Origin of the sequence: Nocardia salmonicida (assembly GCF_036142455.1) — a bacterium.
In the GTDB taxonomy this organism is placed as follows: Bacteria; Actinomycetota; Actinomycetes; order Mycobacteriales; family Mycobacteriaceae; genus Nocardia; species Nocardia salmonicida.
On sequence record NZ_CP108014.1, the window covers coordinates 6,018,619 to 6,044,368 of the forward strand.

Annotated in this window: 21 protein-coding genes; 12 read left to right on the forward strand and 9 right to left on the reverse strand. The window is 66.1% G+C overall.

Features of this window, described 5'->3' with window-relative positions:
- Positions 1-110: 110 nt before the first annotated feature.
- From sigM to OHS03_RS28195, 5 genes are all read left to right on the forward strand, one after another.
- Positions 111-644, forward strand: a complete 534-nt coding sequence (gene sigM / locus OHS03_RS28175; protein WP_062990799.1) for an RNA polymerase sigma factor SigM — start codon at positions 111-113, stop codon at positions 642-644.
- An 84-nt stretch (positions 645-728) separates the two neighbouring features.
- On the forward strand, positions 729-1,499 hold the full coding sequence (locus tag OHS03_RS28180) for an RsmA family anti-sigma factor (RefSeq protein WP_328658241.1): 771 nt from the start codon (positions 729-731) through the stop codon (positions 1,497-1,499).
- A gap of 122 nt (positions 1,500-1,621) precedes the next feature.
- Positions 1,622-2,608 (forward strand): thioredoxin-disulfide reductase, encoded by a 987-nt coding sequence (trxB, locus tag OHS03_RS28185; RefSeq protein ID WP_063055341.1) that lies wholly within the window; start codon positions 1,622-1,624, stop codon positions 2,606-2,608.
- Positions 2,609-2,640: 32 nt separating this feature from the next.
- Complete coding sequence (trxA, locus tag OHS03_RS28190) at positions 2,641-2,973, forward strand: thioredoxin (protein ID WP_056822621.1); 333 nt, start codon at positions 2,641-2,643, stop codon at positions 2,971-2,973.
- Positions 2,974-3,105: 132 nt separating this feature from the next.
- On the forward strand, positions 3,106-4,305 hold the full coding sequence (locus tag OHS03_RS28195) for an N-acetylmuramoyl-L-alanine amidase (protein WP_328658243.1): 1,200 nt from the start codon (positions 3,106-3,108) through the stop codon (positions 4,303-4,305).
- 57 nt (positions 4,306-4,362) lie between these two features.
- On the opposite strand, the gene OHS03_RS28200 is transcribed toward OHS03_RS28195, so the two are convergent.
- The 9 genes from OHS03_RS28200 to rpmH all read right to left on the reverse strand — a co-directional run bounded on the left by OHS03_RS28200 (position 4,363) and on the right by rpmH (position 12,835).
- Positions 4,363-5,088 carry a hypothetical protein gene (locus OHS03_RS28200; protein WP_056822618.1) on the reverse strand — a complete coding sequence of 242 codons (726 nt, stop codon included), beginning with the start codon at positions 5,086-5,088 and terminating at the stop codon, positions 4,363-4,365.
- A gap of 80 nt (positions 5,089-5,168) precedes the next feature.
- Positions 5,169-6,206, reverse strand: coding sequence for a ParB/RepB/Spo0J family partition protein (locus tag OHS03_RS28205; RefSeq protein ID WP_063005873.1), 1,038 nt, complete (start codon positions 6,204-6,206; stop codon positions 5,169-5,171).
- Between the two features lie 34 nt (positions 6,207-6,240).
- Entirely contained in the window at positions 6,241-7,236 is a 996-nt protein-coding gene (locus OHS03_RS28210; RefSeq protein WP_056822612.1) for a ParA family protein, read from the reverse strand.
- A gap of 2,237 nt (positions 7,237-9,473) precedes the next feature.
- Positions 9,474-10,220, reverse strand: coding sequence for a 16S rRNA (guanine(527)-N(7))-methyltransferase RsmG (rsmG, locus tag OHS03_RS28215; RefSeq protein WP_063055337.1), 747 nt, complete (start codon positions 10,218-10,220; stop codon positions 9,474-9,476).
- Between the two features lie 86 nt (positions 10,221-10,306).
- Positions 10,307-10,843 (reverse strand): Jag family protein, encoded by a 537-nt coding sequence (locus OHS03_RS28220; protein WP_328658245.1) that lies wholly within the window; start codon positions 10,841-10,843, stop codon positions 10,307-10,309.
- 26 nt (positions 10,844-10,869) lie between these two features.
- Entirely contained in the window at positions 10,870-11,949 is a 1,080-nt protein-coding gene (gene yidC, locus OHS03_RS28225; RefSeq protein ID WP_328658247.1) for a membrane protein insertase YidC, read from the reverse strand.
- Between the two features lie 4 nt (positions 11,950-11,953).
- On the reverse strand, positions 11,954-12,253 hold the full coding sequence (gene yidD, locus OHS03_RS28230) for a membrane protein insertion efficiency factor YidD (protein ID WP_056822602.1): 300 nt from the start codon (positions 12,251-12,253) through the stop codon (positions 11,954-11,956).
- Positions 12,250-12,669 (reverse strand): ribonuclease P protein component, encoded by a 420-nt coding sequence (gene rnpA, locus OHS03_RS28235; RefSeq protein ID WP_056822600.1) that lies wholly within the window; start codon positions 12,667-12,669, stop codon positions 12,250-12,252. The genes yidD and rnpA overlap by 4 nt, the downstream gene beginning before the upstream one ends.
- A gap of 22 nt (positions 12,670-12,691) precedes the next feature.
- Complete coding sequence (gene rpmH, locus OHS03_RS28240; protein ID WP_082843828.1) at positions 12,692-12,835, reverse strand: 50S ribosomal protein L34; 144 nt, start codon at positions 12,833-12,835, stop codon at positions 12,692-12,694.
- A gap of 649 nt (positions 12,836-13,484) precedes the next feature.
- On the opposite strand from rpmH, the gene dnaA reads away from it, so the two are divergent.
- The 7 genes from dnaA to OHS03_RS28275 all read left to right on the forward strand — a co-directional run bounded on the left by dnaA (position 13,485) and on the right by OHS03_RS28275 (position 25,631).
- Positions 13,485-15,749, forward strand: a complete 2,265-nt coding sequence (gene dnaA, locus OHS03_RS28245; protein WP_328658248.1) for a chromosomal replication initiator protein DnaA — start codon at positions 13,485-13,487, stop codon at positions 15,747-15,749.
- Positions 15,750-16,536: 787 nt separating this feature from the next.
- Complete coding sequence (gene dnaN / locus OHS03_RS28250) at positions 16,537-17,712, forward strand: DNA polymerase III subunit beta (protein WP_328658249.1); 1,176 nt, start codon at positions 16,537-16,539, stop codon at positions 17,710-17,712.
- A gap of 25 nt (positions 17,713-17,737) precedes the next feature.
- A complete protein-coding gene (gene recF, locus OHS03_RS28255) occupies positions 17,738-18,940 on the forward strand; it encodes a DNA replication/repair protein RecF (RefSeq protein WP_328658252.1) in 1,203 nt (400 codons plus the stop codon).
- 132 nt (positions 18,941-19,072) lie between these two features.
- A complete protein-coding gene (locus OHS03_RS28260) occupies positions 19,073-19,609 on the forward strand; it encodes a DUF721 family protein (protein ID WP_328658254.1) in 537 nt (178 codons plus the stop codon).
- 408 nt (positions 19,610-20,017) lie between these two features.
- Complete coding sequence (gene gyrB, locus OHS03_RS28265) at positions 20,018-22,051, forward strand: DNA topoisomerase (ATP-hydrolyzing) subunit B (RefSeq protein WP_062990773.1); 2,034 nt, start codon at positions 20,018-20,020, stop codon at positions 22,049-22,051.
- 58 nt (positions 22,052-22,109) lie between these two features.
- Positions 22,110-24,617: a DNA gyrase subunit A gene (gene gyrA, locus OHS03_RS28270; protein WP_056822588.1), complete on the forward strand. Its 2,508-nt coding sequence runs from the start codon at positions 22,110-22,112 to the stop codon at positions 24,615-24,617.
- Between the two features lie 42 nt (positions 24,618-24,659).
- The gene (locus OHS03_RS28275; protein WP_056822585.1) at positions 24,660-25,631 is read left to right on the forward strand and encodes a DUF3566 domain-containing protein; all 972 of its coding nucleotides are present in this window, start codon (positions 24,660-24,662) and stop codon (positions 25,629-25,631) included.
- Positions 25,632-25,750: the final 119 nt, after the last annotated feature.

The following is a 25,750-nucleotide window of genomic DNA, read 5'->3' on the forward strand; positions in this document are numbered from 1 at the left end:
CCGAGGGATCAGTTTTGTCGCCGGAAGTCAACGAGCAAGTCCGCGGTGAGCCACCGCGGCAGGTCGCGTCCAGCGTCCGCTCGTTCCTCGAGAACGGCAGCGACAAGCAATTGCTGGCTGCCCACGTGCGCGGGGAACCGCATGTCTTCGCCGAACTACTGCGCAGGCACTCCGACCATCTCTGGCAGACCGCGCTGCGCACCTCCTACAACCGCGAGGACGCCGCCGACTGCCTGCAGGACGCCCTGTTCTCGGCCCATCGCACCGCCGCCTCGTTCCGCGCCGAGTCCGAGGTGCGCAGCTGGCTGCACGCCATCGTCGTCAATGCCTGCCTCGACCGGATCCGGCGCAACAAGACCCGCCGTGCCGTCTCGATCCTGCCCGACACCATGCCCGAGGCGGTCGACCCGCACGACGCATTCGCCGACTACGAGCTGTCCACCGTCGTGAGCGAGGCGCTGTTCACCCTCCCTGACGAACAGCGGTTGGCCCTGGTCATGACCGAGATGGAAGGCCGCAGCGTCGCCGAAACCGCCGCTGCGCTCGGCGTGGCGCCTGGCACGATCAAGAGCCGATGCGCCCGAGCGCGCGTACGTTTGCAAGAACGTTTGGAATTTTTCCGGGATCCAGGGAACCGGATGTAGCCGGGATGCGTCATTAACAGTGACGAGTAAGTCAGCGATGTAAATCCTGCGATCCGATATCGACAGAACAGGGGAGGTGCGAGGATGTCTCGATCCGTGCCGCAGCCTCCGTTCCCGTCGGAACTGCTGGCCGATCTGCATGCCGACAATCTCGCGCCCGAAGTGCGCGAGCAACTGTGGCCCGTGGTCCGCACCGACGTAGACGCGCTGCACTACCTGAACAAGCTCGACGAGGTGAACACCCACCTCCGCACGCTGGCCACCGACGAGCGGGTCACCCACCGCATGCCCGACGACGTGGCCGACCGCATGTTCCGTTTCGTCGCCCAACTCGACGCGGGCGACGGGCCGACCGACCGCATCACGCCGCTCTCGGCCGCCCAGACGCCTGCTGCCGAGCCGGTACCCACCGCCGACGAAGCTCCCATCTCGCTCGACCGCTACCGTTCCCGGCGCCGACTGGGGCTACTCGCCGCCGCCGCGGCCACGGTGGCCGTCCTGGCGGGCGCCGGTGCCGTGTTCAGCACGTTCGACACCACCGAGGGCACCCCCACGGCCGCACCGTTCACCGAACCGGCGGCCGCCGACGAGCTCACCACCGCCGCCGCACTGCGCACACTGGGCAAACGCGACGTGGTCGGCCCGCTGGCCGACGAGGCCGCCCTCACCCGCTGTGTGCAAGCCAACGGCATCGACCGAGCGGTGCTCGGAGCGTCGAATATCACCTTCCGTGGCTCCGACGCCGTCCTCGTCCTCGTACAGGGCGCCGAAGCTCCCACCATCACCGCACTCGTCGTCGGAACCGGTTGCACCACCGGCACCCCCGAGCAGCTGACCCTGCGCGACATCGGCTGAGAGCCGCCGGCGAACCGGCACCGAGAAGCAGCGGTGCCAGCCGCGAAGCCATCACCGGGAACAACACCGATTAGGGTGTTGTTGACCGACACGTCCCCAGATTGTTTTTTCGGAAGGGCCCCATGAGCACGCCAGTTCGCGACCTGATCATCGTCGGCTCAGGACCCGCCGGCTATACGGCGGCCGTCTACGCCGCCCGCGCGGAGCTTTCGCCGCTGGTCTTCGAAGGCACCCAGTTCGGCGGCGCCCTGATGACCACCACCGAGGTGGAGAACTTCCCCGGCTTCCGCGACGGCATCATGGGTCCCGACCTCATGGAGCAGATGCGCGACCAGGCCAAGCGTTTCGGCGCCGAGCTGCGCACCGAGGACGTCGACGCGATCGACCTGTCCGGCCCCGTGAAGAAGGTCACCGTCGGTGACGAGACCTTCGAGGCCTACGCCGTCATCCTCGCGATGGGCTCGGCCGCGCGCTACCTGAACGTGCCGGGGGAGCAGGACCTGCTCGGCCGCGGTGTGAGCGCCTGCGCCACCTGCGACGGCTTCTTCTTCAAGGGCCAGGACATCGTGGTGGTCGGCGGCGGCGACTCCGCCATGGAGGAAGCGACCTTCCTCACCAAGTTCGCCGCGAGCGTCACCATCGTGCACCGCCGTGAGGAGTTCCGTGCCTCACGGATCATGCTCGAGCGCGCCAAGTCCAACGAGAAGATCAAGTTCCGGCTCAACTCCGAGGTCGTGAAGGTCAACGGGGAGAAGAGCGTCACCAGCCTCACCCTGCGCGATACCCGCACCGGCGAGGAGTCCGAGCTCGACGCGACCGGGCTGTTCGTGGCCATCGGCCACGACCCGCGCAGCGAACTCGTCAAGGGCCAGATCGCGCTCGACGGCGAAGGCTATGTGCAGGTGACCGATCCGGGCACCGCCACCGATGTGGCAGGCGTGTTCGCCGTGGGCGACCTCGTCGACCACACCTACCGGCAGGCGATCACCGCCGCCGGCACCGGCTGCCGCGCCGCGATCGACGCCGAACGCTGGCTCGCCGAGCAGGGCGACATCACCGCCAACACGCTCGACCACGCCGACGGCCCGGCCGCCGTGCGCACCAACTGATTTCGAGTTCCACCCCTGTCGAGGAGACACCCATGGCCGAGAGCGCCAACACCATCACCGTCACCGACCAGTCCTTCGCCGATGACGTCTTGCTCAGCGAAAAGCCGGTGCTCGTCGACTTCTGGGCCGACTGGTGCGGCCCGTGCAAGATGGTCGCCCCCGTCCTCGAGGAGATCGCGGGCACTCACGCCGACAAGCTGACCATCGCCAAGCTCGATACCGAGGCCAACCCCGGTATCGCCCGCGACTACCAGATCCTGTCGCTGCCCACGATGATCTTGTTCCAGGGTGGCAAGCCGGTGAAGCAGATCGTCGGAGCCAAGGGCAAGGCCGCACTACTGCGTGAGCTCGACGGCCTCATCTAACACAGAGCATCCGATAAAAGCGTCTCCTACCGGCCGACGCGCCGTAGGATGCCTGGACCCGGGATTCCCGCAAAGCGGCCCGGGTCTGAGACAATCGACGGACGCTCCGGCCGAAGGAAAGGGCTCTTACGCATGCACCGACTTCGTCACGGCGATTCAGGACCAGCCGTCGCAGAGGTTCGGAGCACCCTCGCAAGCCTCGGCTTCCTGCATCTCCCACACGTCGAATCCACTGACGGACCGGAGTATTGGAAGGACACCGAGGCGGTGTTCGACCGACCGCTCGATTCGGCGATCCGCGCGTTCCAGCAGCAGCGCGGTCTTCTCGTCGACGGGGTGGTCGGTCCGGCCACCTACCGCGCGCTGAAGGAAGCCTCCTACCGGCTGGGTGCTCGCACATTGATCTACCAATTGTCGGCGCCGCTCTACGGTGACGACGTGGCCACCCTGCAGCGCAAGCTGCAGGACCTCGGCTTCTACGTGTACCGGGTGGACGGGCACTTCGGCCCGCACACCCACGAGGGCCTCAGCGCGTTCCAGCGCGAGATCGGCCTGTCCGCCGACGGTATCTGCGGACCCGACACCCTGCGCTCGCTGGATCTGCTCGGCGCGCGCGTCACCGGCGGCAACCCGCATCGCATCGCCGAGGAAGAAGTGGTGCATCGGGCGGGGCCGCAGCTCACCGGCAAGCGCATCGTCATCGATCCCGGATTCGGCGGCGCCGACAAGGGTTTCGCGGTGCCCACCGAATTCGGCGATGTCTTCGAGTCGGAGATCCTGTGGGATCTGGCATCCCGACTCGAGGGCCGGATGGCCGCGACCGGCATGGAAACCTTCCTGTCCCGGCCGTGGGGCGCCAACCCCACCGATGCCGAACGCGCCGACACCTCCAACGCCTTCGATGCCGATCTGATGATCTCGCTGCGCTGCGCGACCAGTGACAACCCGTCCGCCAAGGGAGTGGCCGGTTTCTACTGGGGCAACTCGCACGGTTCGGTATCGATGATCGGTCAGGTGCTCGCCGGCTTCATCCAGCGCGAAGTGGTGGCCCGAACCTCGGTGCAGGACTGTCGGACCCATCAGCGCACCTGGGACCTGTTGCGCTTGACCAAGATGCCGACCGTCCAGGTCGATCTCGGCTACCTCACCAACGACTACGACGCCTCGGTACTCACCAACCCGCGCATGCGCGACGTGATCGCCGAAGCGATTCTCATCTCGGTGAAGCGGCTCTATCTGCTCGGCCAGGACGACCAGCCCACCGGCACCTACACCTTCGCCGAGCTACTGGCCGAAGAGCTGGCTGCCGCAGACGCGGCCCCGCGCGTGTAGTTCTTCAGACAACAATGGCCCCGCGGTTTTCCGCGGGGCCATTGTTGTCGTCTCGGGTCAGTGCGCGCCGACGCGCGACGGCGGTTCCATCGACGCGGCGGCGAGGAGTTGGTCCAGCGCGCGCTCGACGTCTTCCTTCCAGCCGTGGTCGGAGTCGAGCTCCAGCCGCAGGCGCGGGAAGCGATGATGCGGGGCCACCACTTCGAAACCGACCTCGGCGAGGAAATCCGCGTCGATCATGCAGGTTTCGGGGGTGCACCTCGTCGCCGACGACGGGTCACGCAGTGGCGCCGCGATCCGTTCCATCAGCCGCATCGACGATCCGAAGCCTCGATCGGCCACCGAACTGGACGGTGGGCCGTTGCGAATGCCGAACGCCTCGAGCGCTCGCACGCCACGACGCACCAGATCGGCCACCACGGCCTGAACCAGGCGGTGGGCTACATCGGCCTCGTCGTAGGGGAATTCGGCCTGCAGCGTGGTCAGCAGGACCGCGTCCGGGCTTACGGGGGAGGTGGGGAACAGTGCGGAGCGCGGCACGGCGCTCGGAGGAGAGTACAGCGCGCAGCCCGCGAGGTTGTTCTCCACGTGTGCCACCTGCCCGCACGAGCCCCACTCGAGCATCACCGTCGAGAGCCAGGCTTCCTTCTCGAAGACCGGATCGCTGAATGCGTGCGAGTCCTCGGCGACGGCCGGATCGAGCTCCCAGAACACACACCGCCGGGTGTGCGCCGGGAGCTGACCCAACCCGTCGAGAGTCAAAGCCGTGACGCTGGTCGGCACCGCCCTGTTCAGCCTCCAGCTGTCGGATTCATCCACGCTCACGCCACATCACTATCCACAGTACGTGCCGCCTCTTTCAGTCACAGTGACGTTTCGGGGCCGACTTGCTCCATCAGCGCCACGATGCGCTCGAGATCTTCGACGGACCCGAACTCGACAACGATCTTGCCCTTACGTTTACCCAGGCTCACGGTGACCCGAGTGTCGTAGGAACCCGACAGCCGCTCGGCCACTTCTTGTAGACCCGGCATGTGGATCGGCTTGCGCTTCGGCGCCGGGGGAGCGGTCTCCGTGGGATTGCGGTTGGCGAGAGTCACCGCTTCCTCGGTGGCCCGAACCGACAAACCCTCGGCGACGATCCGCGCCGCCAATACTTCCTGTGCGTCCGCGCCGGCATCCAAGCCGAGCAGCGCCCTGGCGTGTCCAGCCGAGAGCACCCCGGCGGCCACCCGACGCTGCACGGGAATCGGCAGCTTCAGCAAACGAATCATATTCGTCACCACCGGTCGCGAGCGACCGATTCGCGAAGCCAATTCCTCGTGGGTGACATCGAATTCCTCGAGCAGCTGCTGATAGGCCGCCGCTTCCTCGAGGGGGTTCAGCTGCACCCGGTGGATGTTCTCCAGGAGTGCGTCGCGCAGCATCGAGCCATCGTCGGTATCGCGGATGATCGCCGGGATCGTGGCGAGTCCGGCCTCTTGGCACGCGCGCCAGCGGCGCTCGCCCATGACCAACTGGAACTTGTCGACGCCCGGTTCGACGCGGCGCACGACGATCGGCTGCATGAGACCGAACTCGCGAATCGAGTGCACCAGCTCGGCGAGTGCGTCTTCCTCGAAGACCTGACGCGGCTGCTTCGGGTTCGGCTCGATCAGTTCCGCGGGGACCTCGCGATACACCGCGCCGCCGGGGGAGACCAGATCGGATTCAGGCTCGGGCTCGGGCTCCGGCTCTGCGTCCGGTACCCGATGCAGGAATGCCTCGGCCGGTTGCGGGCCGATCGGATTGATCCCGATCACGCTCGCCGCGGCACTACTCAAGCCCGGCGCCACTGCCGGACCCGTCGGGATCAATGCGGCCAACCCGCGACCGAGACCGCCCTTTTTCGCCTGACTCATCGGCTACCGATCCCTTTCTCGTTCCAACTCACGCTTAAGACGCGTCTTGCTTCAGCTGCGCACGAGCGGCGAGCTCGCGTCCCGCGTCCATGTAGCTCATCGCACCGCGCGAGCCTGGATCGTAATCCAGCACGGTCATCCCGTAGCCCGGCGCCTCCGAGACCTTCACGCTGCGCGGGATCATCGACTTCAGGACCACGTCGCCGAAGTGGTTGCGCACCTCCTCGGCCACCTGGTCGGCCAGCTTGGTTCGGCCGTCGTACATCGTCAGCAGGACGGTCGACACGTGTAGTTCCGGGTTGAGGTGAGCCTGGACCAAACCGATATTGCGCAGCAGCTGACCCACGCCTTCGAGCGCGTAGTACTCGCACTGGATCGGGATCAGCACCTCCTTGGCTGCCACGAGCGCGTTCACCGTGAGCAGGCCCAACGAGGGCGGGCAGTCGATCAGCACGTAATCGATGTCGAAGCCGACCATGCCCGCCTCGCGGATCGCGGTCTTCAACCGACCTTCCCTGGCGACCATCGAGACCAGTTCGATCTCGGCGCCGGCCAGATCGATCGTGGCCGGAACACACAGCAGGCGTTCACTGTGCGGGCTCACCTGGATCGCGTCCTTGACCGTCACCTCGCCGATCAACAGCTCGTAGCTGGACGGCACACCCGAGTTGTGCGCGACGCCCAGCGCCGTACTCGCGTTGCCCTGCGGATCCAGATCGACCACAAGGACCGTCATTCCCTGGTGCGCTAGCGCCGCAGCGAGATTGACCGTCGTAGTCGTCTTACCGACGCCGCCCTTCTGGTTGGCGATAGTGATGATCCGTTGCTCGCGAGGTTTCGGCACATTGACCTTTCCTGGATGCAGAATCTGGCTGGCGCGTTGCGCTTCCGCCGCGATCGGGGTCTCGGCCGGGGAGATGTGCCCGAAAGGAGTATTCCCGAACGTCTCCGCGTCGAAGCTGCTGGAATCCAGCATCCCCGGGACCCGCGACGCTGTTTCCCGTGAAACATTCGCCGGACCGCTCGACATAGATTGCTCCTAACCCGAGAAACTTCAGATCACGTATCCCCGACGAACGTCGGCGCCGTGTCGTCACAAACAAACTGTGTCGGTGGAGAACTCGAAGACTCGAGGAGGGTGGCTCACTCCCGCCCGACTCTGACAGCTTGCCAGCCCCAAGACAGTTAGGAAAGCTGAATCGCGGCACGCCGACAAGGACACACCCAACACTCACGGATTTAATCCCGCGATCGATGTTTCACGGGAAACAACGGGGGAGTGGGGCACCAGAATCCGACGACCGTTGAGCGTCACAGCACCTAGGACGAGCTCGTCCAATCAGCTCCCACGCCAACTCAGTCCCGTTCCGCCCTGCCATGCCGCGCCCTGCCCTGGCCTACCCGTTCCGCTCCGGCCTGCCCCGACTCGCTCCGGCCTGGTCCACCCCGGTCTGCCCCTGCCCGCCCCGGGAGTCCGGGACCACGCTCCAACTTTCACTTACACGCACCGGCCCAACACCTCACGAAGCCCGCACCCCGACTGCTTGCCTCCCAACCAGCTGGGTGTGTGGGACAAGGGGTCAGTCCGGAGGATTCGATGCATCGCCGCGTTCGCCCCGCAGGGGTGAGCCCGCCAGTTCGGGCTGGATCCGATCCGCTTCCCTGGTAGCCAACCGCTTCCCCCGGCTCCTCCCGAACCAAGTCCTCACGCACGCCCAACCACACGCACGCCGCCCTCCCAGCGCCACGCCGTACCTACCGAGGACCACCGCCCTCCCGCGCTCCCGGCCGCACCGCGCCCCAAGTCCAAACCCTCCCGCACTCCGCCACAAGTCCACACCCTCCCGCGCCCCCAGCCGCGCTCCCAGCCACGCCGGGCTAAAGGCCCAAGCCCACCCGCACTCCCAGCGCCCCGCCGGTACACGCCAAAGTCCGCCACCCTCCCGCACTCCCAGCCACGATGCGCTCCCCAGATCCGCCATGACCGCACTCCCAACCCCGCACTCCCAACCCCGCACCCGCGACCCCTAGGGAGCGGCGGCCACGCAGTGGCCGGTCCGCGGCCGGGTCGCCGGTTAGCGCTCGAAGCGCATGCGCCGCAGGCGCGAGTCTCGAGCGCTAACCTGCGGCCCCTCATGGCCGCGGACACGCGCGCGCCAGCGCGCCAACAAACACAGCGTCAAACCGCCTGGGACTACCGAACATCCAGCCCCACCCACCATCACCCCGCACTACCCACCACCAAGCCACCCCCGAGTCCAGCCGAGAACACCCCTCAGCATCAACCCACCACCAACAACACTGACCTTGGAACACCGCCCACCGAACACAGTCACCCACTCGCCCCAGGCGCAGTCCTCGGCGTGGGCACCGAACCGCCACCCCGCAGAGTCAGTGCGGCGATCCCGCTCCCACATTCACCGCTCACCACACACGCACTTATCGCGCGCAGATCCATATGCCGCACGCAGTTGTCAGCGAAGGCGTCAGCTCACATCCCCAGCTGACATCCGACCTCCAAGCTTCCGCCCCCGCCTCACAGCCGGACCGGATACGCCCAGACAACCGCCAGACTTCCTCCCACACCGAACTCCACTGAACCACCATGGCCGCACTCAACAAGCGAACCGACTGCCGCCGAGAAGAACCGAAGCCGCGCAACTTCCCATCAGAACACCAACACCCAATACCGAACTGAAAGCGCGAACTGCCGCGCCGCAATTGGGCTAGCCCTTCTAAGCGCTGACAACGGGGGGAAGCCGGCGCGTATGAAGTGCCCGGAGAACGGGTTGGGTCCAGGCCCGCGAAACGTTCGACAGTCTCGTGCGCCTGGAACACACTCACCCACGGCGACTTCCATCCCCGGAACTGCCACACGACAAACGACCACATTCCCACCCTCGACTCCGCCGAACCTCACCCCACCCGACAGACCCCACCCGGCGATCACCCCTCCAGCGAGCCGAAGATCCGATGCCGCAGGACGACCCAACCCACCACACAGCGTTTCCGAGACAATGTCGCTCAGCTCACTCACGTCCGACAGAGCCGTCGACTCACTCAGCTACAAAGAGCATCTCGATGCGAGCAAGGCGAAGCAAGGAAAGGGCCGTCGCGTTCCACGTGAAACACTTCCACTCCACGAACACGCCACCCCTCCGCAACTACCGAAAATAGCCCCGCCCGAGCCCCATACAACGACCCTCGCCACGATTCGTCACGTTACGAAACGCACAAACCCGCAAGGCGGAAGAAATTTCAACCCGGTCAGCTTTCGCGACGCTTCCGAGCCTTCTTCTCCACCCCGGCAGCCTTCCGTTCACTACGACGAGTCGGACGCTCGGCACGGGGGAGTAGCTCGGCACTGATGACAAGCGTAGGGATTTCCACGATGCCGGCACCGCACCCGACAACACGAAGATCAGTAGCACCGTCGCGAATCAACTCAGCACCATCGCGCTCGAGTTCTTCGGCGGCACTGGTTCCTTTGAGAGCAAGCATGCGTCCGTGGTCACGGAGAAGGGGGAGCGACCAGTGAGCAAGTTTGGCGAGCGGAGCCACCGCGCGCGAAGTAACAACATCCGCTCCGCCCGCTTCCTTGATCACGCCGGACTGCTCCGCACGACCGCGAACCACCGTGACATCCAACCCTGCTTCTTCGATGAACTCGCTCAGGAAGATGGTCCGACGCAGCAACGGCTCCACGAGGGTGATGCGAAGATCTGGCCGGGCGATCGCGAGGGGGATTCCGGGAAGCCCGGCGCCGCTGCCGATATCGACAACCGAAGCACCCTCGTCGATCAGCTCGCCGATGACGGCACAGTTGAGGATGTGGCGCTCCCACAGCCGGGGAACCTCACGGGGACCGATGAGACCGCGTTCCACGCCGGCCGTCGCCAGGGCCGCGTAGTACCGGCGGGCGATGTCCAAGCGGTCGCCGAACACTCGGGCTGCGGCGGCGGGCGGTTCCTGCTCGTCGGACGGCGCACCCAAATCTCGTTCCACGTGAAACATCCTTCTCCGTTGAGGGCAAATGAAAAAGCCCCCGGTCCGAGACCGGAGGCCTAATCACATCGTTCGTGGTTGCGGCGGAAGTCAGCCTACTCGGGCACTACCACCACGTGACGATTCGGCTCGACACCTTCGCTCTCGCTCGCCACACCCTCGATATCGGCGACAGCGTCGTGCACGATCTTGCGTTCGAACGGGGTCATCGCGGACAGCGCCTCGGGCGCTCCCGACTCGAGCACCCGCTTCGCGGCAGCGACGCCGATCTCGCTCAGATCGGCCCGGCGCTGCGCCCGCCAACCGGCCACATCGAGCATCAGCCGGCTACGCACGCCGGTTGCCTGCTGCACGGCGAGCCGGGTCAGCTCCTGCAGCGCGTCGAGCACTTCACCATTGCGCCCGACGAGCTTGGTCAGATCGCGTCCCCCGTCGATGCTCACGATGGCGCGGTCGCCCTCGACATCGAGGTCGATATCGCCGTCGAAGTCGAGCACATCGAGTAGCTGCTCGAGGTAGTCGCCCGCGATCTCGCCCTCTTCGATCAACGCTTCTTCGGCGTCGTTCACGACGTCAACAGCAGTCGTCGCCACAGTGGCGTCCCCTCCGTCGGTCTCGGTCTCAACAGTCATTGGATTCCCTCTATCCGATCGCCGTCTCAGCGCTTACGCTTCTGGTTCGCACGGCCGCGGTTACCCGGCCGCTGCTGCCCGCCGGGCCTGCGCTTGCCGCCGCTCTGCTTGGCCGACTGTTTGGGGGCGGTGCCGTTGGTTGCCGCGGTGCCGTTCGTCGACGACTCGTCGTCCGCCGGGGCGTCCTGCTTCTTGCGGACGTCGACAGGCTTGACACCGGGCTTGGGTGCGTTCTGCGCCCGCAGCTCCAGCTTCTTCTGCTTGCGCTCTTCGTCTTCCTTTTCCATCCGGCCGAACACCAGGTGCTGCTGTCCGTAGGTCCAGATGTTGTTGGCCACCCAGTAGAGCAGGATGCCGATCATCAGGAAGGGGCCACCGACCATCACGCCGAGCGGGAAGACCCACAGCGACAGCTTGTTCATGATGGCGGCCTGCGGGTTGGCGGCGGCTTCTGGCGTCTGCCGCTGGACCGAGGCACGGGCGTTGAAGTGGGTCGCCAGACCCGCGATGATCATCAGCGGGACGGCGACGAGCGCGATGTTCAACTTCGTCGGGGTGCCGCCCCAGTCCGCGAAGGCTTCGAGCTGCTCGGGAGGCGCGGTGATGAACGCCGCGATCGGCGCACCGAAAATGCGGGCGGTCAGGAAGGACTGGACATCCGTCGCGCTGAAGATGTAGTTCGCGGTGTGCGCGTTGTCGTAGTTCGACATCCCGACCTGGCCCCAGCCGGTACCCGTCCGGTTGAACGAGCGCAGCACGTGGAACAGACCGAGAAAGACCGGCACCTGCACCAGGACCGGCAGGCAGCCCATGAGCGGGTTGAAGCCGTGCTCCTTCTGGAGCTTCTGCATCTCCTTCGCCATGGTCTCGCGGTCGTTCTTGTACTTCTTCTGCAGCTCCTTGATCTGGGGCTGCAGCTCTTGCATCTGTTTGGTTGTGCGTACCTGCTTGACGAACGGCTTGTACAGCACCAGGCGCAGCGTGAACACGAGGAACACGATCGCCAGTGCCCAAGTGAGACCGCTGTCAGGCCCGAACACAAAGCCGAAGGCCTTGTGCCAGAACCACAGAATTGCGGATACCGGCCAATAGATGATGTCGAGCACGGCTCTAGGTACTCCCGTCGTTCGTATCGCCGATCAGCGCGGGCGATGACTGTGTGCAGGCTTTCGACCCGCGCTCAGGCACGGGATCCCACCCTCCAGGGTGCCAGGGCGCGCATTTCGCGAGCCGCACGACCGTGAGCGCCGATCCGACGAGCAACCCGCGGGTACGCAAGGCAGTCACCGCGTACTCACTGCAGGTGGGGGTGAACCGGCAGATCGGCATCCGGGTGGGGGAGACATAGGTCCGGTAGAGCTCGATCAGGGCGATCAAGGCTTTCGCGGGCAGGCGGGTGAGGGTCCTCATCGCCGTTCACCGGCCGAGGTGCGACCGAGCGCGAGCTCCGGTTCCCCGCGCAAGCCGAGCTTGCGCAGGCCGGTGCGCAGCTGGCGCAGCAACTCGGCGGAATCAGCGGTAGCGGCGCCGGGCAGGGCCCGGATCACAACGTCGGTGCCGACCGGTAGTTCGTCGACCACCTGGGCGCACATATGACGCAGGCGGCGGGCCACCCGGTGGCGAACCACCGCGTTACCCACCGCCTTGCTGACAATCAGCCCGAACCGAGGACCGCCTACGCGGACCAGGGAATCGCCGTCGGCGACATCGTCGTACCCGTGCGTTAGCGCGTGTACGACGAGATCTCGCCTCCCGATTCGCTGACCGCGGCGCACCGTGCGGGAGAATTCGGCACGGTGGTGCAACCGATACGGCTCAGGCAACACCCGAGCGTCCGACTACGCGCGATCAGGCAGTCAGTTCGGTACGGCCCTTACGGCGACGCGCCGCAACGATGGCGCGGCCCGCACGGGTCCGCATCCGGAGACGGAAGCCGTGGACGCGCGCCCGACGACGGTTGTTCGGCTGGAACGTCCGCTTGCCCTTGGCCACGGTCAACACTCCTGTAGTAGGTGGGCACCATTCGGCGCCCGAAGTCTGTACAAATGATTTGTCTGCGCTGCGGACCGCGGTCTACGCACAGATTGCCTTGGCGATCGATGTGCAGCAGACAGCCGCCAACCGCGCCAAGGGGTGACTGTACGAGGGTACTTACCCCGAAGGAACGGGTCAAACTCGGCCCCCACGTACCTGTCACCGGCACGGGTCAAGGCTACCGGACTCCCGAATGGACCAGGGGATCGGCCCGACCAGGCACGACACGCCCGGGCTACAGTGACGCATCCGGCCACTTTTCGTGAGTTCTTCCACACCCCTGGCGTTGCGTGGCGCGGCCAGCTAACCTCTGTAGCCGGGGGATTGCTGAAGAACCGCAGGTCCAGCCCCATTCACTGCCACACGCTGGCAGAATTCCTTTATCCCCAGGTTTGTCCACATCTGTGGATAATTATGTGGACAGACGGCCGCAGTGGCATATTCGTAGGGCCGTCGGTGCCCGCGCCGCAGTCCGGAATCACCGGACCACAGCGTTCGAACCGGCTTCGGTTGTACGCAGGATCACTGGAATACACCTGTTCACGGGTGCTTTCCGGCGTGCGCGAAGGCCGTGGGCCCCAACAAACCGGTCCGGGGAGGACGCTGTATGGACGACGAGCAGAACGTGCTGGCCACAGTGTGGCCGGAGGTGGTTGCCGAACTCACCACCGGCTCGGCCGACGGCGCCATCCCCGCGGTGAGTCGCGCACAGCAGGCCTGGTTGAAGCTGGTGAAGCCGCTCACCGTCGCGCAGGGTTTCGCGTTGCTGTCGGTTCCGTCGTCGCTGGCACAGGAGGCGATCGAGCGTGATCTGCGCGAGCCGATCCTGCGCTCGCTCGCCCGTCGATTGGGTCCCCAAGTGGAAGGACTCGGCGTGCGCATCGCCGCGCCGAGCCCGGCCGCGGGGGAGCGGGCGGGTAGTTCGCCTCGGCACGCCAGGATGACGAGCAGGCCGGAACGTCCGCGCGAGCAGGTCCGTCCGCCCGCCGGATATCCCGGCCCCGATTTCAGTGTTCCCGACTATGCGGCCCGTGGTGAGTACGGCAGGCCGCGCTACGGCGCGGGCGAGTACCCCGTCCAGGGCGGCGAGTACGGCAACGACTATCAGTCGTCGCCCGACTATCCGGCCAATGGCGAGTACCCGAACAGCTACGGCGGCCGCGAGTACCCCGGACAGGCCGGCGAGTACGGCGAGCGCAACGACTACGCCGGGCACCGCGAGTACCCGATCGAACCGGACTACCAGCAGCAACAGCCCGAGTACCAGCAGGCACCCGCGGAATTCAGCCAGCCGACGGAGTACAAGCAGGCTCCGTCGGACTACGGCCAGCAGTCCGAATATCAGCAGGCGCCCTCGGAGTACGGCCAGCAGCCGGAGTACAAGCAGCCACCCTCCGAATACCCCCAGCAACCCGAGTACCAGGGTGAACGCAACGAGTTCCCCGGCAGCGATTTCGAGCCGACCGTTTCGTATCCGGCACCCGACTACCCCGGTGGCGAGTTCGGCGGCCGCGGTGAGTTCCGCGGTGCGCGTCCGGACCAGCGTGTTCCCGAGACCGCACCGCCCGCACGCCGTGAGCAGCCGGCCGCGCCGCGCCGCGACCACTCCGGGCAGGAGTCGCTGTTCACTCCCGAGCCGTCCGCGCAGCGCGCACCCAACCGCAGGCCGTCCGAAGAGCCCGCACCGGCCCGCGCCGAGGAGTCGAACGCCGACGGCCAGGACAAGCCGTTCCCCGGCCAGCCCGGCGCTCAGCCGGTCGACGACGAACCGGTGGTCAGCAACCGCAACAACTGGCCGACCTACTTCAACAAGTCGCCCGAGGCGCCGCCGCAGTCGTCCTCGTCGGCCAGTCTCAATGCCAAATACACGTTCGAGACCTTCGTCATCGGCGCGTCCAACCGGTTCGCGCACGCTGCCGCGGTCGCCATCGCGGAGGCGCCCGCACGCGCCTACAACCCGTTGTTCGTCTGGGGCGCTTCGGGATTGGGCAAAACCCACCTGCTGCACGCGGCGGGTCACTACGCGCAACGACTGTTTCCCGGCATGCGGGTGAAGTACGTCTCCACCGAGGAATTCACCAACGACTTCATCAACAGCCTGCGCGACGACCGCAAGGTCGCGTTCAAGCGGCGCTACCGCGAGACCGACATCCTGCTGGTGGACGACATCCAGTTCATCGAGGGCAAGGAAGGCATCCAGGAGGAGTTCTTCCACACCTTCAACACCCTGCACAACGCGAACAAGCAGATCGTGGTGTCCTCGGATCGCCCGCCCAAGCAGCTGGCCACCCTGGAGGAACGGCTGCGGACCCGCTTCGAGTGGGGCCTGATCACCGACGTGCAGCCCCCTGAGCTGGAGACTCGCATCGCGATCCTGCGCAAGAAGGCGCGGATGGACCGGCTCGATGTGCCGCACGACGTGCTCGAACTGATCGCCAGCCGGGTGGAGCGCAATATCCGCGAGCTCGAGGGCGCGCTGATCCGGGTGACGGCCTTCGCCTCGCTCAACGGCCAGCCGCTCGACCTCTCGCTGGCCGAGGTGGTGCTGCGCGACCTGATGCCCGACACCGCGGCCCTGGAGATCAACGCGGCGACGATCATGGCCGTCACCGCCGAGTACTTCAACACCACGCTCGAGGAGCTCACCGGGCCCGGCAAGGCGCGTCCGCTGGCGCAGGCCCGTCAGATCGCGATGTACCTGTGCCGTGAACTCACCGATCTGTCGCTGCCCAAGATCGGGCAGGCGTTCGGTCGCGACCACACCACGGTGATGTACGCGGAGAAAAAGGTGCGCAAGGAGATGACCGAGCGCCGTCGCGTCTACGACCAGGTCCAAGAACTCACAGCCCGAATTAAACAGCGCTCCCGCTGATTTCATCCCCAACCTCGAACACCGCCCTGACCTGGGGCGGTGTTCTTTTTTGCCCTGTGGATTCCTCGAGGAATTCCTGTGGACTCCTCAAGGAATCCACACCTTTGTGCACCGGTCGGTGCACAGGGTGTTGGGCGCGGGTGTGCAGCGTTCATGCACAGGCAGTTGTCCACATCATCCACAAGACGCTCCACTAACACCTGTGCACTAGCGGTGACCTGCAGTGTCACCGAATCCGGCCTGTGGATTCCTCGAGGAGTCCCTGTGGAGTCCTCGAGGAATCCCCACCGTTGCCACCAGGCTGGCCCGACGTGTGAACAACTGGGTGAATCCGGTGGAACAACTCGAGGACAACTCGAGGATGGAATGGGGACAACTCCGCCCCTCCACAGCCACCGCCGATTCATCCTCGAGTCACCCCAAGGCCATCCCCATGCCACCAAGCGCTCTGACCTGCGGATTCGGTCGAAATCCACAGATTCCACAGTGCCTACTACTACTTCAGTTCTCCTTCTAGAGAGAACTCTTTTAAAACAGGGTGTGTGGAAACTCGGTTGGGGAGGCTCGGCTTCGTCGGTTGTCCACTCACAGGCAGGCAAGGAGGAACAGGGGTAGTTCGACCAACAGGAATCGACCGGGAGGGTCGATGCGGAGTTCGCGCACTGCACGGGTACCGTTTGGTTGTCGGTTGGTTGTGCGAGACTCAATGCGCGGCCGACACAGCAGTTCAACTCCGCTGACACACCCCCGCACACGGATTCGAAACTCGGAGAGGACAAATCGGGCGATGGAGCTTGCGAGCATGAAGTTTCGGGTCGCCCGAGAGGACTTCGCCGAATCGGTGGCCTGGGTGGCGCGCAGTCTCCCGTCCCGGCCTCCGGTGCCTGTTCTGGGCGGTGTGCTGCTGGTGGCCGACGAGAACGGCCTGACGGTCTCCGGGTTCGACTACGAGGTCTCCGCGCAGATGCGCGTCGCGGCCGAGGTCGCCGGTCCCGGTCAGGTGCTGGTCTCGGGTCGCCTGCTCGCCGACATCACCAAATCGCTGTCGAACAAGCCGGTCGACGTCTCGGTCGACGGCACCCGCGTGCTCATCGCCTGTGGCAGCGCGAAGTTCTCCCTGCCGACCATGCCGGTCGAGGACTATCCCCAGCTGCCCGAGGTACCGCAGCAGACCGGTGAACTCACCGTCGAGGTGTTCGCCGAGGCCGTCGGCCAAGTCGCCGTCGCCGCCGGCCGTGACGACACCCTGCCCATGCTCACCGGCATCCGAGTCGAGATCGAGGGCAACGACGTGGTGCTCGCCGCCACCGATCGCTTCCGCCTCGCCGTGCGCCACCTGCAGTGGCAGCCGACCCGCTCCGATATCGAGACCGCGGTGCTCATCCCCGCGCGCACGCTGTCCGAGGCCGCCAAGACCCTCGGTGCCGCCGAGGCGCCCGTGCAGCTGTCGCTGGGCAGCGGTGGCGGCGCCGACGGCCTGCTCGGCATCGTCAACGGCGGCAGGCGCACCACCACCCGGCTGCTCGACGCGGAATTCCCCAAGTTCCGCCAGTTGCTCCCCAAGGAGCACACCTCCATCGCCACCCTGCCCGTCGCCGTGCTGTCGGAGGCGATCAAGCGCGTCGCCCTGGTGGCCGAGCGCGGTGCCCAGGTGCGGCTCGAGTTCTCCACAGACGGCGTGCTGTTGTCAGCGGGTGGGGACGACGCGGGCCGGGCCGAGGAATGGCTGGAGGCGGATTTCCGTGGCGAACCGCTCACCATCGCGTTCAACCCCGGCTACCTGACCGAGGGCCTCGCCGCGCTGCACACCGACCGGGTCACCTTCGGGTTCACCACCCCCAGCCGTCCCGCCGTGCTGCTGCCCGCCTCCGACGAGGAACCCAAGGTGCTCGAGTCGGGCGCGTTCGCGGCGCTGGAGAGCCAGTACATCTACCTGTTGATGCCGGTCCGGCTGCCCGGCTGAGCCGGCAGGCGCCGGTAAGGCCCGCATGTTCATCCGTGAGCTGTCGGTCCGTGATTTCCGTTCGTGGGAGCACGCCGACCTCGAGTTGTCCCCAGGGCGCACAGTGCTGTTGGGGGCGAACGGCAACGGCAAGACCAATCTGCTCGAGGCGGTCGGCTATCTGGCGACGCTCGGCTCGCACCGGGTCTCCGCCGACGCCCCACTGATCCGGATGGGCGCCACCCAGGCCAGGATCGGGGCCACCGTGGTGAACACCGGCCGGGAACTGCGCGTGGACGTGGAACTCAAGGCGGGCAGTGCCAATCGCGCGCAGATCAATCGCTCGCCGGTGCGCCGCTCCCGCGAAATCCTGGGGATTCTGCACACCGTCTTGTTCGCGCCGGAGGATCTGGCGCTGGTGCGTGGGGATCCGGGGGAGCGGCGTCGGTTCCTCGACGAGTTGTCCACAGCCCGGTTGCCCAGGCTCGCCGGTGTCCGAGCCGACTACGACAAGGTGCTGCGCCAACGCTCGGCCCTGTTGAAAACCGCTGGACGCCAATCGCGTTCGCGTGCCGATCTGGGCACTCTGGACGTGTGGGACGGGCATCTCGCCGACCACGCGGCGGTGCTGCTCGCCGAACGGCTGCGCCTGGTACATGACCTGTATCCCCATCTGTCCCAGGCATATCGGTCGATCGCGCCCGAATCGCGCCCTGCCGCAATCACTTACCGCTCGGGGTATCTCCCACCGGAACTCATCGATCCGGCCAGGGCCCCGGAGGCCGGTGACACACAGCTGCTGCACGAGATCATGCTGCGCGAGCTGGCCGCCGCACGGAACCGGGAGCTCGATCGCGGGGTCTGTCTGGTCGGCCCACATCGCGACGATCTGGAGTTGCTGCTCGGCAGCGCGCCCGCGAAGGGCTTCGCCAGTCATGGTGAATCCTGGTCGTTCGCCCTCGCGCTGCGGTTGGCCTCGTTCGAGCTGTTGCGCAGCGAGGGTTCCGAACCGGTGCTGCTGCTCGACGACGTGTTCGCCGAACTCGATCGTCGCCGCCGCGCCGCGCTCGCGGAGGTGGCCGCGGGTGCCGAGCAGGTGTTGATCACGGCCGCGGTGGCCGAGGATGTGCCGTCGGAACTGGCCGCCGAACCGTTGCGTGTGCAAACGACCGGCGAGGCCGACTGTCGTACCTCACATATCGTCACCGAAGTCGTCGAACACGCCGAAGATATGCACAGATCGCGATAGTTATCCCCAGCCCCTGTGGAAAACCGGCAACATGCTGGACATATGCCGGATCGGCGCTCGACGAGCCAGTCGGCGCCCCGGCGTAGACTCCATCCACACTCGGCCACCCTCGACACCGGAAGGCGGAAACCCGTGCCGGAAGAACCCGCACCGGAGCTGCGCGGCATCGATCTGGCCCGCCGCGCGCTGGAAGAGGCGCGTGCCGCGGCCAAGGCGAGTGGCAAGTCCATCGGGCAGGGCAGGGCCTCGCCGGTACGCAAGTTGCGGGCAGGCGGCAGGCGCCGCAGCGGCTGGTCGGGGTCGGGCCCCGACGCTCGCGATCCCCAGCTCCTCGGCGCGCTCAGCGGCTCGCTGGCGAAGAATCGTGGCTGGTCAGGCAAGGTAGCCGAGGGCACGGTGTTCGGCAGCTGGCAACGGGTGGTAGGCGAGGACATCGCTTCACACGCCACCCCGGTGACCCTCGAAGGCGGTGTGCTCAAGATCGCCGCGGAGTCCACCGCGTGGGCTACCCAGCTGCGCATGTTGCAGAGCCAGATCCTGGCCAAGATCAACGCCGCGGTCGGTCACGGCGTGGTCACCTCGCTGCGCATCACCGGCCCCGCCGCGCCGAGCTGGCGCAAGGGCGATCGACACATCAAGGGCCGTGGCCCGCGCGATACCTACGGGTAGCCGCGCGGTGACCGGGGCGAGATCCGTTGTGCCTGCGCCGCTCTCGCGCCTCGAGTTGTGGACATGTGCACAACGCCTGTGGATAACTTTTACCCAGAGCGACAGGCCGGATCTCGCACCACGCGCCCGCCGCCTCGGACGCGCCCGCCTATTCGCTCCCACGACCGTCAAAATTCCCGTAGAGGCGGAAATGTCCCGCGGTTGGGCGATTTCTTGCATTCACGGCGACGCCAGGGGTGTCGTAGGTGCACTGTAAGTTGGGCTTACCAGTAGGATGGTGACGTAACCAGCGGCGAACCTTCGGCGCGTGCTGTGCAGTCCGTGATATCTGATGGCTCTTTCCGAGCCGTGCGCGTGCTGCCCGGATCGCTGCGCCAGGGATCAGCAAGTAAGGAGAGCTACCGAGAAGTGGCTGCCAACGACTCCAACGCATCGGGCAACAATTCAGGCTACGGTGCCTCTTCCATCACGGTCCTCGAAGGCCTCGAGGCGGTGCGCAAGCGCCCTGGCATGTACATCGGGTCCACCGGTGAACGCGGTCTGCACCACCTCATCTGGGAGGTTGTGGACAACTCGGTCGATGAGGCGATGGCCGGCTACGCGAGCAAGGTCGAGGTGACCCTGCTCGCCGACGGCGGCGTCGAGGTGATCGACGACGGTCGTGGCATCCCGGTCGGGATGCACGCGCAGGGCGTGCCGACGATCGAGGTCGTCATGACCCAGCTGCACGCCGGTGGCAAGTTCGACTCCGACTCCTACGCGGTGTCGGGTGGTCTGCACGGTGTCGGTATCTCGGTGGTGAACGCGCTCTCGACCAAGGTCGAGGTCGAGATCGATGTCGACGGCTACCACTGGACCCAGACCTACAAGGATGCCAAGCCCGGCAAGCTCGCGCAGGGCGAGGCGACCAAGGCCACCGGCACCACGGTGCGGTTCTGGGCCGACCCGGACATCTTCGAGACCACCACCTACAACTTCGAGACCGTGGCGCGGCGCCTGCAGGAGATGGCCTTCCTGAACAAGGGCCTCACCATCAAGCTCACCGATGAGCGGGTCGCCGTGGGCGACGTCATCGACGAGGTGGTCAGTGAGACCGCCGAAGCGCCCAAGGACGCCGAGGTGGTCGCCGCGGAAGCGGCCGAGCACAAGGTGAAGACCCGCACCTACCACTACCCGGGCGGCCTGGTGGACTTCGTCCGCCACATCAACCGCACCAAGTCGGCCATCCACAACTCCGTCGTCGGCTACACGGTCAAGGGCACCGGCCACGAGCTCGAGGTCGCGATGCAGTGGAACTCGGGTTACTCCGAGTCGGTCCACACCTTCGCCAACACGATCAACACCCATGAGGGCGGCACCCACGAAGAGGGCTTCCGCGCGGCGCTCACCACGGTGGTCAACAAGTACGCCAAGGAGAAGAAGCTCCTCAAGGAGAAGGACGGCAACCTCACCGGTGACGACATCCGCGAGGGCCTCGCCGCCATCGTGAGCGTCAAGGTCGGCGAGCCGCAGTTCGAGGGCCAGACCAAGACCAAGCTCGGCAACACCGAGGTCAAGTCGTTCGTGCAGCGCGCCTGCAACGAGCACCTGCAGCACTGGTTCGAGGCCAACCCGGCCGACGCGAAGACCATCGTGCAGAAGGCGGTGTCCTCGGCGCAGGCCCGGATGGCCGCCCGTAAGGCGCGTGAGCTGGTGCGTCGCAAGTCGGCGACCGACCTGGGCGGACTGCCGGGCAAGCTGGCCGACTGCCGGTCGAAGGATCCGGGCAAGTGCGAGATCTACATCGTCGAGGGCGACTCCGCCGGTGGTTCGGCGAAGTCGGGCCGCGACTCGATGTACCAGGCGATCCTGCCGCTGCGCGGCAAGATCATCAACGTCGAGAAGGCCCGCATCGACCGCGTCCTCAAGAACAACGAGGTCCAGTCGATCATCACCGCGTTCGGCACCGGTATCCACGACGAGTTCGATATCGCCAAGCTGCGCTACAACAAGATCATCCTGATGGCCGACGCCGACGTGGACGGTCAGCACATCGCGACGCTGCTGCTCACGCTGCTGTTCCGCTTCATGCGTCCGCTGGTCGAGCACGGTCACGTGTACCTGGCCCAGCCGCCGCTGTACAAGCTCAAGTGGATGCGTTCGGAACCGGAGTTCGCCTACTCCGACCGTGAGCGCGACGCGCTGGTCGAGGCCGGTCTCGCCGCGGGCAAGAAGATCAACAAGGACGACGGCATCCAGCGCTACAAGGGTCTGGGCGAGATGAATGCCAAGGAGCTGTGGGAAACCACGATGGACCCCGCGGTTCGGGTACTTCGTCAGGTGACGCTCGACGACGCGGCCGCGGCCGACGAGCTGTTCTCCGTGCTGATGGGCGAGGACGTGGAAGCACGTCGCAGCTTCATCACCCGCAATGCCAAGGACGTCCGTTTCCTCGATGTGTAAGCGGCGCAGCGCCTGAAGGGCGCGCCCGCTCGCATGTCGGCCCCTCGAAGGAGATTTGATGACTGAGACCACGCTGCCACCGTCCGGCGGTGCGGGCGACCGGACCGAACCGGTCGATATCCAGACCGAAATGCAGAACAGCTACATCGACTACGCGATGAGCGTGATCGTGGGCCGCGCGCTGCCCGACGTGCGCGACGGCCTCAAGCCGGTGCACCGTCGCGTGCTCTACGCGATGTACGACAACGGCTACCGCCCCGATCGCGGCTATGTGAAGTCCGCGCGTCCGGTCGCCGAGACCATGGGTAACTACCACCCGCACGGCGACTCGTCGATCTACGACACCCTCGTGCGCATGGCCCAGCCGTGGTCGCTGCGCTACCCGATGGTCGACGGCCAGGGCAACTTCGGTTCCCGCGGCAACGACGGCGCGGCCGCCATGCGGTACACCGAGTGCCGTCTGACGCCGCTCGCGATGGAGATGCTGCGCGATATCGACCAGGAGACGGTCGATTTCGTCCCGAACTACGACGGTCGCTCGCAGGAGCCGACCGTGCTGCCCGCGCGCGTGCCCGCCCTGCTGATGAACGGCAGCAACGGCATCGCGGTCGGTATGGCGACCAACATCCCGCCGCACAACCTCAACGAGCTGGCCGAGGCCATCTACTGGGCGCTGGAGAACTACGAGGCCGACGAGGAATCCACCCTCGCCGCCTGCATGGAACGGGTCAAGGGCCCTGACTTCCCGACCCACGGCCTGATCGTCGGCGGCCAGGGCATCCACGACGCCTACACCACCGGTCGCGGTTCCATCCGCATGCGCGGTGTGGTGGAGATCGAGGAAGACGCGCGTGGTCGCACCACGATCGTCATCACCGAACTGCCGTACCAGGTCAACACCGACAACTTCGTCAACTCCATCGCCGAGCAGGTGAAGGACGCGAAGATCGCGGGTATCTCCGATATCCACGACGAGTCCTCCGACCGTGTCGGGATGCGCATCGTGGTCACGGTCAAGCGTGACGCGGTGGCGAAGGTGGTGCTGAACAACCTCTACAAGCACACCCAGCTGCAGACCAGCTTCGGCGCGAACATGCTCTCGATCGTCGATGGCGTGCCGCGTACCCTGCGCCTGGACCAGATGATTCGCTACTACGTGAATCACGAGCTCGAGGTCATCGTCCGGCGCACCCGCTACCTGCTGCGCAAGGCCGAGGAGCGGGCCCACATCCTGCGCGGCCTGGTCAAGGCCCTCGACATGCTCGACCAGGTCATCGCGTTGATCCGCGGCGCGGCCAACACCGACACCGCGCGCACCGGCCTGATGCAGCTGCTCGACATCGACGAGATCCAGTCGACCGCCATCCTCGACATGCAGCTGCGTCGACTGTCGGCCCTGGAACGTCAGCGCATCATCGACGATCTGGCCAAGATCGAGATCGAGATCGCCGACTACAAGGACATTCTCGACAAGCCCGAGCGTCAGCGCGCGATCGTGCGCGACGAGCTGGCCGAGATCGTCGAGAAGTACGGCGACGACCGTCGGACCAGGATCATCGCCGCCGACGGTGACGTCGCCGACGAGGATCTGATCGCGCGCGAGGACGTGGTGGTCACGATCACCGAGACCGGCTACGCCAAGCGCACCAAGACCGACCTCTACCGCTCGCAGAAGCGCGGCGGCAAGGGCGTGATGGGCGCCGGTCTCAAGCAGGACGACATCGTCAAGCACTTCTTCGTGTCGTCCACGCACGACTGGCTGCTGTTCTTCACCAACAAGGGGCGCGTCTACCGGGCCAAGGCCTACGAGCTGCCCGAGGCCAACCGGACCGCGCGTGGTCAGCACGTGGCCAACCTGCTGGCCTTCCAGCCGGACGAGAAGATCGCCCAGATCATCCAGCTCAAGACCTACGAGGACGCTCCGTACCTCGTGCTCGCGACACGCGCGGGCCTGGTGAAGAAGTCCAAACTCACAGACTTCGACTCCAACCGGTCCGGCGGCATCGTCGCGGTGAACCTGCGCGACGACGACGAATTGGTCGGCGCGGTGCTGTGCTCGTCCGACGACGACCTGCTCCTGGTCTCGGCGCACGGCCAGTCGATCCGCTTCGCGGCCACCGACGAGGCCCTGCGTCCGATGGGTCGGGCCACCTCCGGCGTGCAGGGCATGCGCTTCAACACCGACGACGAATTGCTCTCGCTCAACGTGGTGCGTCTGGAGACGTATCTGCTTGTCGCGACGGCTGGTGGGTATGCCAAGCGCACGGCGATCGAGGAGTACACGGCCCAGGGCCGGGGCGGAAAAGGCGTATTGACAATCCAGTACGACCCGAAACGTGGCAGCCTGGTGGGTGCGCTCATCGTCGACGACGAGGACGAGTTGTACGCGATCACTTCCAGTGGTGGTGTCATCCGCACCGCAGCCAAGCAGGTTCGTAAAGCCGGACGCCAGACCAAGGGCGTGCGATTGATGAACCTCGCGGATGGCGATACCTTGCTAGCGATCGCGCGCAACGCCGACGAGCCCGATCCCGATCAGCTCCTCGGCGACGTGGCTTCGGAGTAACACACCAAATAGCGGCGGCAACGAACGGATCTGAGGATTCCATTGACCACACCGAATCAGTCGAACGACGATCGGAACCAGACCAACGGCGTCACCGAGCGAATCGCCACGTCTCCGATCCCGCCGCGACCGATCCCACGCCAGGGCGGTCCGGCCGAGGGCGCAGCGCCGGAATCCGGTGCGGCCGGTGCCGATTCGCTCGACGGTAAGGGCAGCAAATCCTCGCCCTACCAGGACGGGTGGGCTCAGCTTCCGCAGCGTGAACCGCAGTCGAACCTGTACCGGCCCGGTGAAGCGCCGAGTCAGGGCCGACCCTCGTCCGGGGCCTCGGCAGGCGGGCTCAAGGGCAGTGGCGCGTCCAACGCACGCACCACCGCCGACCTGGCGGCCAAGGCGGCTCGCAAGGAAGCGGCGATGGTGAAGTCCGTCGGTATCGACGGGCCGACTCGCAGCATCGCGCGTCCGGAACTGGTCAAGGACATGCCCGACCTGTCCGACGTGCGCCACCCGGCACCCGAGGCGCCGGTGGCGCCGCCAGGGCTACCGATGGCGCCCCAGCCCCAGCAGTACAACCCGGGGCCGAGTGCGCGGGCAGCCGCGGCGGGCACGGTCTCGCCCGCGGTACCGGTGGCCATCGCGGCCGCCGCGTCGGGTGAGCCACTACGCGCGACGGTGCAGATTCGCCGGATCGACCCCTGGTCGACCCTGAAGATCACGCTGGTGATCAGCGTCGCACTGTTCTTCGTGTGGATGCTGGCCGTCGGCCTGCTCTACATCGTCCTGGCCGGCATGGGCGTCTGGGACAACCTGGACAACTCGCTGGGCGAAATGCTGAACCCGGAGGGCAACTCGTCGAGCCTGATCGACGCGGGCACGGTGTTCGGCTACGCCGGTGTGATCGGCCTGATCAACGTGGTGCTGTTCACCGCGCTTGCCACCGTCGGCGTGTTCATCTACAACCAGTGCTGCGATCTGGTCGGTGGCATCCAGGTAACCCTGGCTGATCCCGACTAGAACTGGGTTTTCCCGAACGGCCGGTCGGCTCAGGAAACTGGGCCTGACCGGCCGTTTTGGTTATCGGCAGCCAGGTAAGGTAACCTCGTTTCTCGTTGCGGTTCACTGCTCCGGCAGGG

What these genes read in the sequence shown, in the direction of transcription:
- recF (WP_328658252.1), top strand. Translation starts at nt 17,738, where the DNA reads ATGTTCATCCGTGAGCTGTCGGTCCGTGATTTCCGTTCGTGGGAGCAC.
- dnaN (WP_328658249.1), top strand. Translation starts at nt 16,537, where the DNA reads ATGGAGCTTGCGAGCATGAAGTTTCGGGTCGCCCGAGAGGACTTCGCC.
- dnaA (WP_328658248.1), top strand. Translation starts at nt 13,485, where the DNA reads ATGGACGACGAGCAGAACGTGCTGGCCACAGTGTGGCCGGAGGTGGTT.
- OHS03_RS28180 (WP_328658241.1), top strand. Translation starts at nt 729, where the DNA reads ATGTCTCGATCCGTGCCGCAGCCTCCGTTCCCGTCGGAACTGCTGGCC.
- OHS03_RS28205 (WP_063005873.1), bottom strand. Translation starts at nt 6,206, where the DNA reads ATGAGTCAGGCGAAAAAGGGCGGTCTCGGTCGCGGGTTGGCCGCATTG.
- OHS03_RS28220 (WP_328658245.1), bottom strand. Translation starts at nt 10,843, where the DNA reads ATGACTGTTGAGACCGAGACCGACGGAGGGGACGCCACTGTGGCGACG.
- trxB (WP_063055341.1), top strand. Translation starts at nt 1,622, where the DNA reads ATGAGCACGCCAGTTCGCGACCTGATCATCGTCGGCTCAGGACCCGCC.
- yidD (WP_056822602.1), bottom strand. Translation starts at nt 12,253, where the DNA reads ATGAGGACCCTCACCCGCCTGCCCGCGAAAGCCTTGATCGCCCTGATC.
- trxA (WP_056822621.1), top strand. Translation starts at nt 2,641, where the DNA reads ATGGCCGAGAGCGCCAACACCATCACCGTCACCGACCAGTCCTTCGCC.
- OHS03_RS28210 (WP_056822612.1), bottom strand. Translation starts at nt 7,236, where the DNA reads ATGTCGAGCGGTCCGGCGAATGTTTCACGGGAAACAGCGTCGCGGGTC.
- rsmG (WP_063055337.1), bottom strand. Translation starts at nt 10,220, where the DNA reads ATGTTTCACGTGGAACGAGATTTGGGTGCGCCGTCCGACGAGCAGGAA.
- OHS03_RS28195 (WP_328658243.1), top strand. Translation starts at nt 3,106, where the DNA reads ATGCACCGACTTCGTCACGGCGATTCAGGACCAGCCGTCGCAGAGGTT.
- gyrA (WP_056822588.1), top strand. Translation starts at nt 22,110, where the DNA reads ATGACTGAGACCACGCTGCCACCGTCCGGCGGTGCGGGCGACCGGACC.